This window comes from Streptomyces sp. DT190, from assembly GCF_049846985.1.
GTDB lineage: Bacteria > Actinomycetota > Actinomycetes > Streptomycetales > Streptomycetaceae > Streptomyces.
Genome location: NZ_JBNCNM010000001.1, coordinates 615758 through 634170, shown reverse-complemented (window position 1 = coordinate 634170; position 18413 = coordinate 615758). Strand labels below are relative to the sequence as shown.

The 18413-nt window shown below is 75.0% G+C and carries 15 protein-coding genes; 8 read left to right on the top strand and 7 right to left on the bottom strand.

Annotated features, from left to right (window positions below; all coding sequences use genetic code 11):
* Nucleotides 1-4: 4 nt before the first annotated feature.
* Entirely contained in the window at nt 5-1171 is a 1167-nt protein-coding gene (locus ACPXCS_RS02675) for an amidinotransferase (RefSeq protein ID WP_425946286.1), read from the bottom strand.
* Nucleotides 1172-1336: 165 nt separating this feature from the next.
* On the opposite strand from ACPXCS_RS02675, the gene ACPXCS_RS02670 reads away from it, so the two are divergent.
* From ACPXCS_RS02670 to ACPXCS_RS02635, 8 genes are all read left to right on the top strand, one after another.
* A complete protein-coding gene (locus ACPXCS_RS02670) occupies nt 1337-1993 on the top strand; it encodes a maleylpyruvate isomerase N-terminal domain-containing protein (RefSeq protein ID WP_425946285.1) in 657 nt (218 codons plus the stop codon).
* 157 nt (nt 1994-2150) lie between these two features.
* A complete protein-coding gene (locus tag ACPXCS_RS02665; RefSeq protein WP_425946419.1) occupies nt 2151-2954 on the top strand; it encodes an alpha/beta fold hydrolase in 804 nt (267 codons plus the stop codon).
* Nucleotides 2954-4348: a PP2C family protein-serine/threonine phosphatase gene (locus ACPXCS_RS02660; protein WP_425946284.1), complete on the top strand. Its 1395-nt coding sequence runs from the start codon at nt 2954-2956 to the stop codon at nt 4346-4348. Before ACPXCS_RS02665 ends, ACPXCS_RS02660 begins: the two co-directional genes overlap by 1 nt.
* Nucleotides 4345-4674 (top strand): STAS domain-containing protein, encoded by a 330-nt coding sequence (locus ACPXCS_RS02655; protein ID WP_425946283.1) that lies wholly within the window; start codon nt 4345-4347, stop codon nt 4672-4674. The genes ACPXCS_RS02660 and ACPXCS_RS02655 overlap by 4 nt, the downstream gene beginning before the upstream one ends.
* A gap of 282 nt (nt 4675-4956) precedes the next feature.
* Nucleotides 4957-6771, top strand: coding sequence for an ABC transporter ATP-binding protein (locus ACPXCS_RS02650; RefSeq protein ID WP_425946282.1), 1815 nt, complete (start codon nt 4957-4959; stop codon nt 6769-6771).
* Nucleotides 6772-7197: 426 nt separating this feature from the next.
* Complete coding sequence (locus tag ACPXCS_RS02645) at nt 7198-8793, top strand: AMP-binding protein (protein ID WP_425946281.1); 1596 nt, start codon at nt 7198-7200, stop codon at nt 8791-8793.
* Between the two features lie 95 nt (nt 8794-8888).
* Complete coding sequence (locus ACPXCS_RS02640) at nt 8889-9302, top strand: SRPBCC family protein (protein WP_425946280.1); 414 nt, start codon at nt 8889-8891, stop codon at nt 9300-9302.
* 5 nt (nt 9303-9307) lie between these two features.
* Nucleotides 9308-9616, top strand: a complete 309-nt coding sequence (locus tag ACPXCS_RS02635; RefSeq protein ID WP_425946278.1) for a hypothetical protein — start codon at nt 9308-9310, stop codon at nt 9614-9616.
* Nucleotides 9617-9699: 83 nt separating this feature from the next.
* On the opposite strand, the gene ACPXCS_RS02630 is transcribed toward ACPXCS_RS02635, so the two are convergent.
* The 6 genes from ACPXCS_RS02630 to ACPXCS_RS02605 all read right to left on the bottom strand — a co-directional run bounded on the left by ACPXCS_RS02630 (nt 9700) and on the right by ACPXCS_RS02605 (nt 18323).
* Nucleotides 9700-10875, bottom strand: coding sequence for a Rieske 2Fe-2S domain-containing protein (locus ACPXCS_RS02630; RefSeq protein WP_425946277.1), 1176 nt, complete (start codon nt 10873-10875; stop codon nt 9700-9702).
* A 145-nt stretch (nt 10876-11020) separates the two neighbouring features.
* Nucleotides 11021-11860 (bottom strand): glutathione S-transferase C-terminal domain-containing protein, encoded by an 840-nt coding sequence (locus ACPXCS_RS02625; RefSeq protein ID WP_425946276.1) that lies wholly within the window; start codon nt 11858-11860, stop codon nt 11021-11023.
* Nucleotides 11861-11896: 36 nt separating this feature from the next.
* Nucleotides 11897-12046, bottom strand: a complete 150-nt coding sequence (locus ACPXCS_RS02620; RefSeq protein WP_425946275.1) for a hypothetical protein — start codon at nt 12044-12046, stop codon at nt 11897-11899.
* Between the two features lie 120 nt (nt 12047-12166).
* Nucleotides 12167-15097, bottom strand: coding sequence for a hypothetical protein (locus ACPXCS_RS02615; protein WP_425946274.1), 2931 nt, complete (start codon nt 15095-15097; stop codon nt 12167-12169).
* Nucleotides 15098-15099: 2 nt separating this feature from the next.
* A complete protein-coding gene (locus ACPXCS_RS02610) occupies nt 15100-16956 on the bottom strand; it encodes an HSP90 family protein (RefSeq protein WP_425946273.1) in 1857 nt (618 codons plus the stop codon).
* 380 nt (nt 16957-17336) lie between these two features.
* Nucleotides 17337-18323 (bottom strand): hypothetical protein, encoded by a 987-nt coding sequence (locus ACPXCS_RS02605; protein WP_425946272.1) that lies wholly within the window; start codon nt 18321-18323, stop codon nt 17337-17339.
* Nucleotides 18324-18413: the final 90 nt, after the last annotated feature.

The following is an 18413-nucleotide window of genomic DNA, read 5'->3' as shown; positions in this document are numbered from 1 at the left end:
GCGGTCAGTCGACGTAGGACTGGAGCGTGCCGCGGCGGCGGACGTCGAGGGTCGCGCAGTGGAACGAGCCGCCGAAGGGCGCGTAGTGCAGCAGGTCGCACGGGATCGGCTCGAAGCCCCACCGCTCCAGGGCGCGCAGCATCCCGGTGTGGTGCCGCTCGGCGATCACCCGCTTCTCGTCGACCATGAGCACGTTCATGCTGAGCCACTTGCCGCACATCGACGTGATCTTGAGCAGCCGTTCGTCGATCGGGTCCGGCTCGGGCGCGACCAGCACGTCCCAGGAGCCGAGGACGTCGGGCAGCCCGTCGGGGTCGATGTACTCGGGGTTGACCAGCACCTTGCCCGGCGCGAGCAGCACGAACGTGGTGTCGATGTGCATGGGGGTGCGGCAGCGGCTGGTGATCTCGTGGATGCGGTACTCGGGGCCGAGGTGGCGGCGCAGCCAGTCGATGCCCATGGCGTTGGTGACGTTGCTGCGCGTGACGAACAGGTCGCGGCCCGCCCGGACGAAGTCCGCCGCGTCGAAGACGGGTTCGAACTCGGTGAGGATGTACCGCATGGGTTCGCCGTCCTGCGGGACGCGGAAGTCCGGGTCGAACAGCTCGTCCGTCAGCTGCGGCCTGGGCGCCGCCGTCCAGCGCGCGCCGCGGCGGAAGTAGTCCTTGAGGATCGGCCGGTAGGAGTGCGTCTCGAAGTACCGGCACGGCCAGGCCATCGGGGTCTCGATGATCTCGTCCCCGATCACCAGCATGCTGTCCCGCGGGCAGGTGTTGCAGAAGCCGCGCGAGGACCAGTCGGGGGTGCCGAAGCGGCGCCGGTGGTCGACCGCGTCCGGGCGTCGGACCGTGACACCCAGGGACTCCAGCAGGGCGACGAAGGCGTCGATCTCCTGCTGCGCCCGCTCGACGAGCAGGCGCGGATACCGCATCCCCGCGGCCAGCCCCTGCAGGCGACCGGCCAAGGGCGGCACGTTGCAGGTGACCACGGGATGGCCGGAGGGGATCGTCGCCCCGTCCAGACGCCCGACGATGATCTCCTCCAGCGGGTCCCACTCGTTGTGCGAGTTGACCGGCTGGACGGAGGGCTCCCCGCCCGGGTCCGGCGGGGCGGGGTGCCGTGCGGCCTCGCCGGCGGAGGTGACTGTTCCGGTTCGGTGTGTGACCGCCATTGCTCACCACTCTTCTGGTCGCAAGCCTCCGGGACGCGCCGGGAGCGGCGCGAGGCGGCCCGCCGGAGTGCGCCGCAGCCGTCGCGCGGGGCTTCGACGTCCGCGCGTGCGGACCGGCCGTGCCATACGGTTGCCCACCTTCGGGCACTTCACTACGTTGCCGAGGTGGATCTCTTCTCGACCGCCTGGACGGCGCTGCGTGCCGCCGTCGCCGATCTCTCCGACGAGGACTTCGCCCGGCCGTCCGGCTGCGCCGGCTGGCTGGTGAGGGACCTGGTGTGCCACCTGGTCATCGACGCGCAGGACGTCCTGATCACGCTGGCCACCCCGTCCCGCCGGGAGCCGACCCGTGACGCGGTGACCTACTGGGAGGTCTCCGGCACGCCGCCGACCGGCCAGGACCCGCTCGACGCGCTGACGGTCCGGCTGGCCGCCGCGTACGAGGAGCCGCACCTGCTCAAGTTCCACCTGGACGACGTGGGCTCCGCGGCCGGGCGCGCGGCCCTGCTCGCCGATCCGGCCGGGCGGGTCGGTACGCGGGACGAGGTCCTCACGGTGGCCGACTACCTCGAGGCCTACGTGCTGGAGTGGACGCTGCACCACCTGGACCTGATCGCGTACCTGCCGGACCCGGAGCAGCCCCCGGCGGCGACGCTCACCCGGTCCCGCGCGTTGCTGGAGCGGATCGCGGGCAGCGCGTTCCCCGCCTCCCTGTACGACATGGACGCGCTGCTCATCGGCACGGGACGGCGGGCGCCGACCGAGGCGGAGCGGGCCGAGCTCGGCGATCTGGCCGGCCGGCTCCCGCTCCACCTCGGCTGAGCGGCCCGCGCCGGGGAACCAGCGGCAGAAACGCCCTCGCCGGGCAGCCGGCGCCGGCCAGCCGTCGTCGGCCAGCCGTCGTCGGGAAGCCGTGGTCGGGCAGCCGGCGCGAGGCCCGGCGTCGAAGCCTCCCGGCCGAGGTGGGAGCATGGCCGGTATGGACATCAGCCGCAGGAACAACGTGAACGTCACCGGTCCCGATGACGCACCGGTGCTGCTCCTGGCGCACGGGTTCGGCTGCGACCAGAACATGTGGCGCCTGGTGGTACCGGTGCTGGCTGAGCGCTACCGGGTCGTGCTGTTCGACTACGTCGGCTCGGGCAAGTCGGACCTGGCGGCCTGGAGCGAGGAGCGGTACTCCTCGCTGCACGGCTACGCCCGCGACGTCGTCGAGGTCTGCGAGGAGCTCGACCTGCGGCAGGCGGTGTTCGTGGGGCACTCGGTCAGCTCCATGGTGGGTGTGCTGGCGGCGCAGGCCGCGCCGGAGCGCATCGGGGCCCTGGTGATGGTGACGCCCTCGCCCTGCTACATCGACAGCGGCGACTACCGCGGCGGCTTCAGCACGGAGGACATCGACGAGCTGCTGTCCTCCCTGGAGGCGAACTACCTGGGCTGGTCGTCCGCCATGGCCCCGGTGATCATGGGCAACCCGGACCGCCCGGAACTGGGCCGGGAGCTGACCAACAGCTTCTGCGCCACGGACCCGGACATCGCCCGGGTCTTCGCCCGCACGACCTTCCTGACCGACAGCCGCGAGGACCTGAAGGGCGTCCGCCTGCCCACCCTGGTGCTGGAGTGCGAGCAGGACGCCATCGCGCCCCGCGAGGTCGGCGCGTACGTGCACGCGACGATCCCGTCCTCCCGCCTGGTCACGCTGGCCGCCACGGGGCACTGCCCGCAGCTGAGCGCGCCGGAGGCCACCGCCGGGGCGATCCTCGACTTCCTGGAGACCGTCAAGTGATGTGCCGCACCGGCGGTGCGCCGGAGCCGGCGGGAACCGGGGACGGGGCGAGCACGGACGCGGCCTTCACCTCCCTGCTGGAGGACAGCGCCGACGACCTCTACGAGATGGCGCCGTGCGGCTACCTGTCCACCCTGATGGACGGCACCATCGCCAAGATCAACGCGACGCTGCTGGACTGGCTGGGCCTGGAGCGCGAGGACGTCGTGGGCCGCAAGCGCTTCACGGACCTGCTCACGGTCGGCGGCCGGCTCTACCACGAGACGCACTTCGCGCCGCTGCTGCGCATGCAGGGCGAACTGCGCGGTATCGCCCTGGAGATGCGGCGGGCGGGCGGCGGCCGGCTGCCCGTGCTGGTCTCCGCCCTGGTCAAGTACGGCACCGAGGGCGAGCCCCTGCTGATCCGCACCACCGTCTTCGACGCCTCCGACCGGCGCGCCTACGAGGAGGAGCTGCTGCGCCGCCGCCGGGAGGCCGAGCGCGTGCGCGCGGAAGCCGAACGCGCCCGCGCGGAAGCCGAGCAGGCCCGTGCCGAGGCCGAGCAGGCGCGTGCCGAGGCCGAGGCGGCCCGGCGGCAGGCCGAGGCCGACCGGACCCGGCTGGCCACCGCGCTCTCCGTCCTGCAGCGGTCCCTCGTGCCCGACTCGCTGCCCGCCGTGCCGGGCCTGGAGACGGCCGTCCACTACCACACGGCCGCGCCGGACCGGCTGGGCGGCGACTTCTACGACCTGTTCCCGGTGGCCGGCAATCGCTGGGCGTTCTTCCTGGGCGACGTGTGCGGCAAGGGGCCCGAGGCCGCCTCGCTCACCTCGCTGACGCGCTACACCCTCCGGGCCGCCGCCCACCACGACCCGGAGCCCGCCGCCGCCCTGGCCACGCTCAACGCCGTGCTGCACGAGCGGTACACGGGCGACGGCAACCCCCGCTACTGCACCTGCATCTTCGGGATCGTCGAGCCCGCGGGTGAGCACGGCCCGGCCGTGGTGCGGCTGGCCTCCGGCGGACACCCGCCGGTTCTCGTCCTGCGGTCCGACGGCGGCGCCGAGTACCTGCCGACCCCGGGCGGCATGCTCGTCGGCGTGCTGCCCGACGCCCCGATCGGCACCGCCACGACGGCCCTGGAACCCGGTGACACCCTCGTGCTGTACACCGACGGCCTCACCGAGGCCCGGTCCGGGCCCGGCCGCGACGACCGGTACGGGGAGGACGCCCTGCTCGCCTTCGGCGCCGGCCACGCGCCCGCCACGCCCCGCGAGGTGATCACCGCGCTGACCGGGCTGCTGGAGAGCTTCGGTGACGGGCTGGACGACGACACCGCCCTGCTCGCCCTCGGAGTCCCCTGCCCCGCCTCCCCCTCCCCCGCGGGACGCCCCCCGGCGAGCCGCCTGTCATGAACCCCCTGACCATCGACCTCCGCGCCACCCCGAACGGGCCCGTCCTGCGGGTGGCCGGCGACCTCGACTTCGACCGGGCCCCCGAACTGCGCCGGCACATCGACCAGCTGCCCCTGGAGACCGGGCAGTGCCTGGTGATGGACCTGTCCGGCCTCGGGTTCTGCGACTCCTCCGGCATCACCGCCCTGCTCGCCGCCCGCCAGCGCGCCCTGGCCGCCGGGGCCGACATCGTGCTCGCCGCCGTGCCGGCCAACCTGATGCGTGTCCTCACCCTCGTCGGTCTGGACCGGGTCTTCACGCTGCTCCCGGACGGCGCTCCGCAGTGAGGAAGGGCGCGGCCGGACCGTCCTGAGGGACGGCCCCCTGCCGCCCGGACGGCGGACCGGAGGCTCTCGCGCGTCCGCGGGGCCGGCTCCCGCCCCCGAGTCCGCCCGCCGCGCCTCTTGGCGCCCCCGCACACCACCGCCCGGCCGGAAAACGCTTGGACTGGGCGGTCGCCGTCGCGGGACACTTCCGGACTCGACCCGAAACTCCACCCATCCGTTGCGGCGATGCCCCCTGCCCGCACGCGCGCGGGACGGGCGGCCGCAGGACGACACAGGGGTGAGATGGAAACGCCTGGATCACGCAGGGTTCAGCCGGGCAAGCGCTCGGTCCTCCTGGCACTTCGCTACTACGGAAGGGAGCTGTCCCGGCTGCGCCGCTGGACGATCCCCGCGATGTCGCTCTCGGCGCTGGGCAACATCGGCATCAACTACATCGCGCCGCTGATCGTCGCCAAACTGGTCGGCGACCTCGCCGACGGCGGGGACGTCACGGTCGCCTCGACGCTGCCGTACGTGCTCGGTTTCGCCGGCGTCCTGCTGCTGGCCGAGGCACTGTGGCGGGTCGCCCTGCACTGCCTCAACCGGCTCGACGCCCTCGGCATCGAGCATCTGTACGTGATCGGGATGGACGAGCTGTTCGCCAAGGACGCCGCGTTCTTCCACGACAACTTCGCCGGCTCGCTGACCAAGCGCGTCCTCAGCTTCGCCTCCCGTTTCGAACCGTTCGTGGACACGCTGACGTTCCAGATCATGGGCAGCTTCGTGCCGCTGACGTTCGGTGCCGTGGTGCTGTGGCGCTACGAGCCGCTGCTCGTGATCGGACTGCTGGCGATGATCGCGCTGACGGCGGCGCTGGTCGTGCCGCTCATCCGGCGGCGGCAGCGGCTCGTCGACGAGCGGGAGGAGGCGATCGCACGGGTGTCGGGCCATGTCGCCGACAGCCTGATGAACATGGACACCGTGCGGGCCTTCGCCGCCGAGGAGCGCGAGGCCGCCGAGCACCGCTCCCGCGTCGCCACGTCACGCCGGCTCACCCTGCGCTCGTGGGACTACGGCAACCTGCGCATCGACACCCTCGTCGCGCCGATGTCCGTGGTGACCAACGCGGTGGGTCTGCTGCTCGCGGTGACGCTCGCCGGGGGTCCGCACGGGGTGGAGGCGATCGTGGTCGCCTTCACGTACTACACCAACGCGACCCGGATCATGTTCGACTTCAACCAGATCTACCGCCGGCTGGAGAGCTCGATGACGGAGGCCGCGCAGTTCACCGAGCTGCTGCTGACCCCGCCGACCGTGCTCGACCCGCCGCACCCGCAACCGCTGCGGCCCCGGGGCGCCGACGTCCGCTTCGAGAAGGTGACCTTCGCGCACCGGGGCGGCCGCCCGCTCTTCGACGGGCTGGACCTGGACGTGCCGAGCGGGTCGAAACTCGGCCTGGTGGGCCGGTCGGGCGGCGGCAAGACCACGCTCACCCGGCTGCTGCTGCGGATGACGGACATCGACGGCGGCCGCATCCTCGTCGGCGGCCAGGACATCAGCCGGCTGCGCCAGGCCGACCTGCGCGGGCAGATCGCCTACGTGCCGCAGGACCCGGCGATGTTCCACCGCACCCTGCGGGAGAACATCGCGTTCGCCCGGCCCGACGCGACCGGCGAGGAGATCCGCCGGGCGGCGGAGGCGGCGCACGTCACGGAGTTCGCCGACGCGCTGCCCGACGGCTTCGACACCATGGTCGGCGAGCGGGGCGTGAAGCTGTCCGGCGGGCAGCGCCAGCGGGTCGCCCTGGCCCGGGCGATCCTGCGCGACGCGCCGATCCTGCTGCTCGACGAGGCGACCAGTGCCCTGGACTCCGAGAGCGAACTGCTCGTCCAGGAGGCGCTGTGGCGGCTGATGGAAGGGCGGACCGCGCTCGTGGTGGCGCACCGGCTGAGCACGGTCGCGACCATGGACCAGCTCGTCGTCCTCGACCGCGGCCGGATCGTCGAACAGGGCAGCCACCAGGAGCTGCTCGCGCTCGACGGCGCGTACGCGAAGCTGTGGCAGCACCAGTCGGGCGGCTTCCTCGACGACACGGCCGGGCGGGCCGAGGTGGTGTAGAAGGGCTCCTCCCGCAGCCGTGAACTTCCCCCTGGCTGGAGCTCGTTCGCCGGTTTCAGCCGGGGGGCCACTGCGCCGGCGGCCGGGCTCGCTTCACCCGTGGGCGTGAGCCCGGGCCGCCACACGGGTGAACCGTGCGTCACGGTACGTGACCGGCCGTTACGGTGGCGCGGTGCCCGAACCCCCGCGTGCCCGCTTGACAGTCGTCGCCGCCCATCCGCCGTCCCGCCACCGCACCGTGGACCGACCTGTGGCGCGCGACCGCCGTCGGGGGCCCGGCCGGCCCGACCTCGGCGTGGGCGCCGCCCGGCCGCTGCCGCTCCTGCACGGCCCCCGCCGTGCACGCCCGGTGAGGGACGACGCCGGCAACGAACCCGGCCCGCCGCTCCGCGACCTCCCTCTCCCCGAACCCCTGCGAGGACAGCGATGACCACCGCCGTGTCCGACCCTGTCTCCGACCGCCTGGCCCGCCTCGGCGAGCGCCCGCACGCCCCCGTCCTCGTCCGCTGCAGCGGCCCCGTCTCCGCCGAGGAGGTGACGGCGGGCCAGTTGCTGGACGGCAGCCGCCGTATCGCCGGCGCCCTGCGGGAGGCGGGGGTGCGGTCCGGCGACAGGGCCGTGGTGATGACGCAGGACGCCTATCAACTCGCCGCGTGCGGGCACGCGTCGATCTCGCTCGGCGCCGTCCCCGTGCTGACCGGGCCGCGCGCCGGGGTGCGGCGCCGCCTCGACGAGGTCGCCCCGGGCGTGTTCGTCGGGGAACCCCTGGCGCACGTGGCGCGCCGCGCGCTGGGCTGGGGGCGCGGCCATGTCCGTACGGCCCTGGTCACCGGCCGGGGCTTCCCCGGGCAGGCGCACCTGCCCGGGCGGCGTCCGCCGGTGACCGGGCCGGACGGCACCAGCCCGGTCCCGCGGGCACCGGGACCCCGGCCCGAGGACCTGGCGGCGATCGCCTTCACGTCCGGCTCCGCCGGGCGGCCCGAGGGCGAGGAGTACGCCCACGCCACCCTCGCCGGACAGCTCACCGCCCTGGACACGGTCCTGCGGGCCGAGGCGGACGACGTCCTGCTGTCCTGCCTGCTGCCGTTCGCCGCGCTGGGCCCGCTGCTCGGCGTGACCACGGTCGCCCCCCAGATCGACCACCTGGCCCCGGCCCGCACGCCGCCGGCCCACCTCGTCGGGCCCCTGCTGCACCACCGGGCGACCGTCCTCCTGGGCTCACCGGCGGTCCTCGACCTGATCGCCGGCCACTGCGCCCGGCATGGCCTGACGCTGCCCTCGGTGCGCCGCGTCCTGTGCTTCGGCGCGCCGCTGCGCCCGCGTCCGGCCGAGGCCCTGGCCGGGTTCCTCCCGGCCGGGGCGGAGATCCTCGGCGTCCACGGCACCCCGGAGTGCCTGCCCGTGGCGGCCGTCGAGGCGGACGAGCAGCGCGCGCTGCGGCTGAAGCCGCCGCCGGGTCACGCGGGCACCTGCCTCGGCCGGCCCCTGCCCGGCGTCGAGGCGCGCGTGCTGGACGCGGACGCCACCGGCCTGGGCGAGATCGCCGTCGCGGGGCCCGCGGCCGGCCCCGGCCACCACGCCCGCCCCGGGGCCGCGGGCCACCCGCGTACCGAGGCCGGCGGCACGCTCTGGTACCGCACCGGCGACCTCGGGCGTCTCGACGGCGAAGGCCGCCTGTGGTACCTGGGCCGCACGGCCCACCGCGTCACCGGCGAGGACTTCACCCTCACCACGGAGGACGTCGAGGCCGCCGCCGACACCGCCGCCGGGGTCCGCCGCACCGCCCTGGTGGGCGTCGGGCCCGCCGGCCGGCAGCGGGCGGTGCTCTGCGTCGAACCGGAGCGCGGGGCGCGTGAGGACGCGGTCGTGAGCGCCCTGCGCACGGCCCTCGGCGACCACCCGCACGCCCGTCGCATCGGCACCGTGCTGTTCCACCCCCGCTTCCCCACCGACGTCCGCCACACCTGCGGGATCGACCGCGCCCGGCTCGCCGCCCGGGCCGCCGAGGGGGATCCGCGGTGAGGGTCCCGGCCGGGACCCGGCGGGACGATCCGCGATTGGGGCCGGGCCTGCCGGGAACGCGGTGCGCTGAACGTCCCCGAGCCGAGGATGTCGCGATGACCGAGTACGAACGCTCCCGGACCATGCCCGCACCGCCCGAGCACGTCTTCGACCAGGCCGCGGACGTCGGCCGGCTGGACGGCTGGCTGCCGGACGCCCTGCATGTGGAGGCCGGGGAACTGCCCGCCGTCACCGTGCGCGAGGACCGCACCGACGAGGACACCGCCGCGCTGCTGCGGGCCAGGCCCGAGCAGCTGCGGCTCGAATGGGGCACGCGCGAACAGGGCGGTTACGCGGGCTGGCTCCAGGTCGCGGGCATCGGCAGCGGAGCCAGTGAGGTGACGCTGCACCTGTCGTTCTTCGACGACGGCCACGACCCGGGCGAGAGCGCCGTCACCGACGCCCTCGACACCAGCCTGCGGCGTCTGGAGGATCAGGTGCGGCTGCGCGTCGACCACGCGGCGGGCTGACCGGCATGGCACGGACGAAGCAGTACGCCGTCGCGGCGTCCGGGCAGTGGACCGACGAGGAGGAGGGCCGGCGCCGCCTGCCCTCCGGGGAGGTGCACGCCTGGGAGCCGGGCCGGAACGAGACGGTCTGCGGGCTGTCGCTGAGCCGGTCCCGGCTCGTGCGCTTCCCGCATGTGGGCTGGCCCGACACCTTCCCGGAGTCCGGTGGCGCGGCGGACCGGGTGCGCCGCCAGTGCCCGCGCTGCGCCTCGGTGGCCGGCCGCCGCGGCCTCGACGCCCGGCCCCGCTGGCACCGCACCGATCCACGGCCCTGACCGGCGCGCGCCCCTGCCCTGACCTCCGCGGCCCCGGCCCTGACCGGCGGGCCGCCCCGGTCCCGGCCGTGGGCCGGTGAGCCTCACCCGCCGTCGCACACCCCGGCGGAGCCGCAGGCGGCGGGGCGCGGCCCGGACCCGATCGGGACGCCGTTGGCGCGCAGCACCTCGCGGACGTCCAGGATCAGGGAGAACACCTCCTGGTTGCGGTCCTCCCCCTGCTCGTCCCAGGCCCGCTGCTCGGCCTCGACGGCCATCCGGTCCTCGGCGAAGACGCGTTCGGTGAAGCGCCGGATGAGCGGCCGGGCCAGGTGCAGGGCGCCGGGGACACGCGGCTTCTCGATCATGAGCAGGCCGTAGGTGTGGCACCTGCGCTGCTCGGCGTCCTCGGGCACGTAGGCGACCCAGAGGCGGAACGCCGGGCGCTCGGCGTTCTCCGGGACCAGGTCGAGCGTCTGGTAGGGGTACTCGGTGCGGATCGTCATGACGTCGCTCGAGCCGCTGCCGCCGATGCCCTCGGCGGCCAGCAGGCTGGCGCCCCGGTTCCGTTTCCCGCCGGTGTGCGTGAACAGGTACCTGGCCTCCACCGACCGCGCGTCGCTGCGGTGGTCCAGCAGCTCCGGGTGCAGCCTGCCGACGACGCCCCGGTGGAGGAACTGGTGGTTCATGTCGAGCAGGTTCTCGTGCATGAACGAGTAGTGGCAGCGCACGGTCCGCGCGTAGGTCAGGGTCAGGTACCGCGGTGAGCGGAAGGCCGGCAGTTCGGGCAGCGGCGTCCCGGCCGCCTTGTCCGGGTCGCCGGGGAAGACGAACACCAGGCCGTACGCCTCCCGGACGGGGTAGCCGCGCACGCCGCGCGGCGGTCTGCGATCGCCCTTGGACAGGTACGGGATCTGCGAGATGCGGCCGTCGCCGCGGTACGCCCACGCGTGGTAGCAGCAGCGCAGCGTCTCGCCCTCCACGACGCCCATGCTCAGCGGCACCTGCCGGTGGGCGCACCGGTCCTCCAGCGCGTGGACGGTGCCGCTGCGCCCGCGGTAGAGCGCGATGCGCTCCCCGGCGAAGCAGGTCGCCCGCACCCGTCCGCGCCGGACGCTGCGCGACCGTGCGACGGGGTACCAGAAGTCCGGGTTCGCGCCGACGCGCCGCAGGTCCGTCACGGCGGTGCCCGGTGCCGGGTCCCGCGAGGGCCGGCCGCTCCCGGTCCCGCCGGGGGAGGTACCGGCCGGGAAGGTCCCGGTCCTGTCGGTGTCGGTCATGCCTCTCATCGTGACGGCCGCGTCCGGGCCGCGCCCTGCCCGGCGCGTACGGACGGGTGAGCGGTGCGGCCGGCCGGATCTCAGTGGCCGACGGGCGGCGCGAAGCAGCCGGTCTGCGGGGCCCCGAGGCCTGCGCCCCCTTCCGTCAGGTGTACGCCGCCCAGTCCACGATCGGTACGGCCGCGCCGGCCGCCTCCCTGCCCCGGCAGTGGGCGTGGTGCCTGCGGGCGATGCCGTCGAGGTCGATGCGGGAGCCGAAGGCCGGCCGGGCGGCCAGCCGTCGCGCGTACGCCCACAGGCGCGGGTGGCCGGTGATGCGGTGCACCGCGGCGGCGTCCAGGTGGTGGCGGTGCACGGTGTCCAGCTGCAACAGGGCCGTCCACACCTGTACGTCGGCGAGGGTGGGTCCGTCGCCGACGAGGTACTCCCGCCCGGCGAGACGCCGCTCCAGCACGTCCAGCGCGTCCAGCAGGGTGGCCAGCGCGGTGTCGCGGTCCGCGGGGTCGACGTCCCACCTCCCGGCGCGCTGCGCGGCCGCCGTGATGCCCTGCTCGCAGAGCCGGCCCAGGCCCTCGACGGCCTCCTCGGCGCCGCGCGGATGGAGGTCGGGTCCGTCACCGCCGAACCGCCGGGCGAGGTCGAGCAGGATGTCGGGGGCGTGGGTGCTGACGATCCGTCCGGTCCAGCTGTCGCTGAGCACCGGTGCCGCGGCCGGCCCGGGGTGCTGGTGGGCGCTGGCCTCGTACAGCGGGCGCAGGGCGCGGTGTCCCCCGCCGGGTGCGTCGGGCACGGCCGGCAGCAGCGTCACCGGGACGGTGTCGTCGAGGCCGAGCAGGCCGTGCGCGACGGCGATCTGCACGGAGTGCGGACACGACAGGGCGAGGTGCAGCCGGTAGCGGCGGGACGCGGCGTAGTAGCCGCTGCGCGCGTCACGGCCGATCCTGCTGCGGAAGGGGGGCACGGCGGTCGGGAAGGTGGCGGACATGCGTCTCCCTGGGGTTCGGTCACGGGCGTTCGACGGCTACGGCACGCGGCGGGCGGGCGGCGTGGTGCGACTCGCCGCACTGCACACCCGCACCAGGTCGATGTGGCGGCGTGACGTCAGCAGCGGCCGCGACCGCAGGGCGGTACGGACGGTGTCGCCGTCGAACTGCGCTGCCGCACGGCCCATGTTTCCCTACCGATTCCCTAGGATTCCTCTACGGAGTGTCGGGCCGTGCCCGGGCCGCGTCAAGAGGCCCGTGCCCGCGGTGCCGGGGTGAGCCCTCGCCCCGGCACCGCGGGCGCCGTGTCACTCCTCGTCGCGCAGCCGGGCCGCCAGGGCGGCGAGCGCCTCGCTCTCGTCCGTGTGTCCCAGGGCGGTCAGCCGGGACACGGCCGCGTCGAGGCGGGTGAGGGCGGGGGCGGTGCGCTCCAGGTAGATGCCCTCCACGGCTCCGGCCAGGCGCACGCACTCGGCCCATTCGCCCGCCTGGTCGCCGTCCGTGCCGGGCTCGCCGAGCAGGGCGAGGGCCTTCTCCAGAGCGGCCAGCGCCTCCTCGTAGGCGCCGGCGTAGGCGTTGACCCGCCCGTGCTCGTAGGCCAGGGCCGTGTCCAGGGAGCGGCCACGGGCCTGGTACCCGGCGGCCCTGGCCTCGTCGGCGACCCGGCCGGCGTCGGCCAGGAAGGCGCGGGCGCCGGTCAGGCCGTCGGGGCCCTGCTGCTGGGCCTGGAGGCGGGCGAGTTCGCGCAGGCAGTTGCTGAGCAGCTCGTAGCGCGGGTCCCGGGCGTGGGCGGCGAGCGCCTGGTCCGCGGCCTCCCGGGCCGGGCCGAACTCGCCTCCCTCACCGAGCAGTACGGCCGTCTCGGCGGCGATCATGGCGTGGCTGCCCGGGTCGTCGTCCCAGCCGGCCGACTCGGCCGCGAGGGCGACGAACTCCGCCGTGGCGGCCTTGAGGTCCTCGCCCGCGTGCAGGGCGCGGGCGCGGGTCAGGCGCAGCTGGGCGACGAGCCGGTCGTCCAGTTCCCCTGCGGCGACGTCCGGTTCGGCGAGCAGGGAGTCGAGCAGCGCGATGCTGTCCTCGACGCGGCCGAGGTCGAGGCTGAGCTGGGCCGCGTTGCTGTAGGCGCAGTACGCGTCCGTCCGGCTGCCGCGGCGCAGCTCCAGCTCCGCCGAGCGGGTCAGGTGCCGCAGGGCCTCCTCGGGGCGGCCCAGGTGCATCGCGGCCTCGGCCAGGTCACCGTGCAGACGGCCGGAGTCGACCGTGTCGGCCGGCCAGTCGGCGGCCAGGCGCAGGGCCTCGGAGAGGTCGGCGTACGCGGCCGGGGCGTCCCGGAGACCGAGCTGGAGACGGCCGCGCAGACCGAGCGTGCGGGGCAGGTGCCAGGCGGGGCCCTGGGCCTTGAGCCGGTCCAGGAGCGCGTCGATCCCGGTGACCGCGGCGGGCAGGTCGCCGGAGATGGCGAACGTGCTGGCCCGCATCAGCAGGGCGCCGGAGACCTGCCCGGTGATGTCGTGCCGGGTGGCGAACGCGTGCAGCAGGTCCGCCTCGGCGAGGACGGGCGCGACGTGCTCCTCGCTGCCCGTGGTCTGCAGGCGCAGGGCGAGCGCGGTGACGCGCAGCCGCAGCAGGCGGGCCTCCTGGTGCGCGGTGAGGCCCGGGGTCTCCTCGTGCAGCCGGACGACGGACGCGTGCGCCTCGGTCAGCGCGGCGGCCTTGGCCTCGGTTCCCCCGTCGCCCTTCGCGGGGAGTTCGGCGGTGGCGAGCAGGGCACAGGCGCGGGAGATCGCCGCATGGCCGGGCAGGCCGGCGTCCTCGTACAGGGCGGCCGCCTCCTCGTGGAGGGCGGCGGCCTCGGCGTAGTCGTCCTTCTCCCCCGCCCGGCCCGCCTCGTCGTCCAGCAGGTCGGCGCGCAGCCGGAGCAGCGGGCCGACGGCCGGGTCGTCGGGGTGGGTGTAGTCAGGGGCGGCGACGCGGGTGCGCAGCAGGGACCAGCAGGCCCGCGCGTCCGGGTGCCCCAGCTGGTCCAGCTCCCGTGCCCTGAGCACGAGTTCGGGCAGCGCGTCGGGGACGGCGGCGGCCGTTTCGGTGGCGGGGACGGCCGGGGCGGCCGGAGTCATCTCGTCCAGGCCGCGGGTGCGCAGGGTCAGTTCCAGCGCGTCCAGGAGGGGGGCGCGGTCGAGACGGTCCCGGCGGCGGCCGGTGTGGGCCGGGGTGCCGTTGCGGGCGTCGAAGCGGGCGGCGAGGTCGTCGGCGCGGTCGCGGACCTCGGCGCGCAGGCCGGACACGGTCCAGGTGCGGCCCGCGTACCCGGCGGCGGGCAGCTCGCCGTGACCGAGCGACTCGACGCGCTGCAGGAGCACCTCGACGCCGGTGAGGAAGTCGAGCTGGTCCAGCGGCGATTCGACCTCCTCGAACAGGCCGCGGTTCTCGGCGAGCAGTTCCAGACCGCGGGCCTCGTTGCCGGTGAGCGCGCAGAACTCCAGGTGCCGGCCGACCTCGGCGGACATCGAGGGGTTGCGGCGGCAGCCGCGGTAGCCGGCCAGGTGCAGTTCGCGGGCCCGGTCGGCGCGGCCGGTGCGCAGCAGGGGCAGCAGCGCGTAGGACACGGAGCGGGCCGGCTCCTCCTGGCAGGACTCCTTGCCGGCCAGGACGGGCTCCCAGGCGCGCAGCGCCCGCTCGTCGTCACCGGCGGCGAGGTGGTACAGGGCCCGCTGGCAGGTCTCGCAGGCCTCGCAGTCGCTGAGCCGGGTGCGGGTGCGGGCCGCCCACAACTCGTAGGCGGCGGTGGTGTCCTCACCGACGTGGGCGGCGAGCTGGTAGGCCTGCCCGTAGTAGGGCTGGAGGCCGAGGCCGGCCCGCTCGTAGCGGTCGCGCATCTCCGTCAGCCACTGGCGCAGGCTGGCCAGCGGTATCTCGGGCAGCTGGCGCAGGGCGTGCGCCACCCACTTGAACCGCCAGAACAGCTGGTGGCGCATGCGGTCGTCGAACACGTCGGGCCGCTCGTCGAAGAGGGTGAGCAGCCGGGCGAAGACGACGGGCGACTTGCGGGGCTCGGAGCCGTAGGTGTACGCCTCCTGCAGTTCGAGCAGGGCGTGCACGAGCGGGACGGGCTCCTCGAACCGCTCGGCGGCGTCGACGAGTTCCTCGGCGGTGACGGTGCGGGTGCGGCCGTAGGGGCGCTGGTCGTTCTCCTGGAGCGCCTGGTACAGCTCGTCGGTGGTCTGGGGCGTGGTCGGCATCGTCAGCTGTCCTTGCGGAGGGCGTGGGCGAGAAGGTCGAGGAAGGAGCGGTTGATCAGGCTGGACTCGGACGGCCTGAGCGGGCGGCGGGACAGCATCGCGGCCTGCCCGTAGAGGGCTTCGGCGCTGGTGCGGGCCAGTTCGGGCTCGTCGATGGTGACGGCGGTGCGCACCAGCGGATTGAGCTGGTTGAGGATCAGCTGGGCGCGCGGGGCCTCCTGGCGCAGGGCGCCGAGGATGTCGCCCCACAGTCCGCCCTCCTGCTCGCGGGCGAGCTGGGAGCGGGTGCGCTCGTGCCGGGCCTCGCGGCTGTCGACGAGGAGGGCGGGGGCGGAGGCCGGCTGGAAGGTGCGCAGCGCCACGTCGCAGTCGAAGACGGCGAGGGCGTCGCGGGCCTGCGCGAGGTAGGCCGCGGCGGCCAGTTCGGTCTCCCGGTCGACGGGGTCGAGGTGGGCGGTGAGGGTCGCCGGGTCGAGGTCGGCGACGGTGGCCTCGGGCCTGATCTCGGGCAGCCGGTGGACCAGTTCGCGGTCGTAGGTGTAGCCCCCGTTGACGACGCCGAGCCCGGCGGCCGAGGCGATCGCCGCGACCTGACGGAACTCCTCCACGCTCGACGTGACGAGCACGGTGCGGTGGGTGCGCGCGAACTCGTCGAGGGTGGTGTGCCCGTCGGTGGTCTCGAACGGCAGCCAGGGCAGCAGCATCCGCAGGATCTCGTCGTCGTGCACGGCGAGCGACTTCACGGCCAGGTGGTGGGCCTGGAGGAAGCGGTGCAGCAGGTCGGGGTCGCTGGCGGCGGCCCGGGCGATCCAGTCGCGCAGCCGCTCGGCGAGGGCGTCGCGCACGGCGGCGAGGGTGTCGTCCTCGTACAGGGACTCGCGGGACGCGGTGGGGCGCAGGCTCTCGGCGTCGACGACGCAGCGGACGAAGAACGCCCAGTCGGGCAGGAGTTCCTCGGCCTGCTCGGAGAGCAGCATGCCCTTGACGTGCACGCGGTGGCCGTGGCGGCGCCCGGCCGGGACCGTCTCGGGCAGCACGCAGGCGATGCCCTTCAGGCCGACGGCCGGCAGGTCCAGTTCGATGGTGTCCAGCGGCGTGAAACCGAAGACCTGCTCGCCGAACGCGGCCAGGGCGCGGGACCGGGCTCCCGGGGTGGGGTGGGTGCGCTCCCAGGGGGCCGGCTCGGGGTTGACGGGCGCGCCCGCGGCACCGGGTCCGGCCGTGCCGTCGTCGAAGGTCACCGGGTGGCGCAGCAGGGAGCCGAAGTGCCGGGCCAGGGCGTGCACCTGCGCCGGGCGGGTCCACTCGGCGGCGTCGGCGCGGGGCGTCAGCGTGACGGTGGTGCCGGGCCGGGGGTGGGCGGAGGCGGGCAGGGCACGGACGGTGTAGCTGCCGTCGCCGCGTCCGCGCCACTCCACGGCCGGGGCGCCGGGGGTGCGGGCGGAGCGGCTGAGGACGTGGATCTCGTCGGCGACCAGGAAGCAGGAGAGCAGGCCGATGCCGAACTGGCCGATGAAGTCGCCGCGCTGCTCGGCGATGCCGTCGGCCCGCTTGCTGCTGCGGCCGATGGTGGCGAGGAAGCGGTGGACGTCGGCCTCGGTGAGTCCGACGCCGTCGTCCTCGACGCGGACCACCGAGCCGTCGGCGTACAGGCGGACGCCGAAGGCGCCGGTGGGGGCGGCCGGTTCGAGGGCGTGCCGGGCGGTCAGCGCGTCCACCGCGTTCTGCATGAGTTCGCGCAGGTAGACGCGGGGGCTGGAGTAGAGGTGGTGGGAGAGGAGGTCGACGAGGCCGCGCAGATCCACCTGGAAGGTGCGGTCGGCGCCGGCCGGGGTCGCGGTGGTGTCGGGAGAAGTCATCGGGCGGTTCCGGGGTGGGAGAGGGACGGAGGACGGCGTGGGGGACGGCACGGGGGCCGGGGACCGGAGCGGGTCCGGCGGTGACCGGAGGTGCGTGGCGTGGCGGGTGCGCGTGGGGGCGCGGTCGCCGCGGCCGGGTGATCGGGTGCGTGTGACGGGCCGGCCGGACGCCGGGTGGGGCGGCCGGCCGCCGGCCGATACGGCGCCGCGCGGCCGTTCGGCGAGCCGGGCCGCGCGCGGGCCGGTCGGCGAGCCGGTCGGGCTCGGCGGGCCGCCCCGGTGCTCGGCCGCGGCCGTGAGGGCGAGGTCAGGGCCGTGCGGGGTCCGGGCCGTGGGGTGTCCGGGCCGTGGGGTGTCCGGGCCGTGCCGGGCGGCGGGGCTCAGGCCTTGCGGTGGTGGCGGGCGAACTGCTTCTCGGGCTCCGCGAAGTAGGTCCAGGGCCACGAGGTGCAGGCGCCGTCCAGGGTCCGGAAGACGCGCCGGACGGTGTGCCGCTCACCGGCCAGGGACAGGGCCATGGCGAACATGTTGAAGTCGTGCTGCCAGCCCGGGCGCCACACGTAGGCGGGGTGGAGGATGCTGTGGTCGGCCGCTTCCCGCAACTGGGCCCGGATCTCGTCGGTCTGCAGGTAGTCGCCGCGGTCCGCCTCGACCCACTCCTCGATGTACGCCATGGCGATCACGCAGCCGAGGCGGTGCCCGTGCGGAGCGCGGGCGAACACCTCCTGGGCGTACGCCAGGGCCTGCCCCGGCTCACCGCCCCAGCGGGGCTGCAACTGCGACACCCACTCCAGATGCGTCTCCAGGTCCAGCGGATCGCGGCGCAGGGCTGCGTCGAGCCGGACCTCGTTGACGGCGGAACCCAGCGACATCCCGCGGCCCGAGGTGAGCAGCCGGCGCCACGGCGTCACCCAGTCGGGGCGCAGCTCGGCGGCCTCCAGCAGGTGTTCCTCGGCGATGTGCAGCCGGTCGTGGAAGACGCGCCACTGCTCCTGCGTGACGTTCACGGCGCGCTCGGCGGTGCGGGCCTCCCAGCCCCAGCTGACGTGGCGCGTGCCGGATATCAGCAGGGCGGTCGCCCGGTGCTCCGTGTCCTCCTCGGCGGCCCGGACGATCCAGTCCTGCACCCCGTCCAGGTCGGCGAGTTCCCCCAGGACCTGGTGGTCGCGGCCGAGGTCGAAGGGGGCCAGTGCCGCCTTGACCGCGTCCCAGTCGCCCGCGTCGGCCGCCTCCACCAGGGCGAGCACCCGCGTGTCGCCGAGCGCGCGCAGCGTGTACGTCCCGTTCTTCCGCCTGCGCGGGACGGGAAGGGCGTGCGGATCCGCCGCGGGTCTCTCCTCGCCCCTGCCGAACAGCTTGCCGAACATGCCGCGCCCTCCCCTGGTCCCGCGTGATCGTTCGGAGCAGCATAAACGGCACCTGCGACAGCGCTTCCACAGGGTTTTCACCAGGGCTTC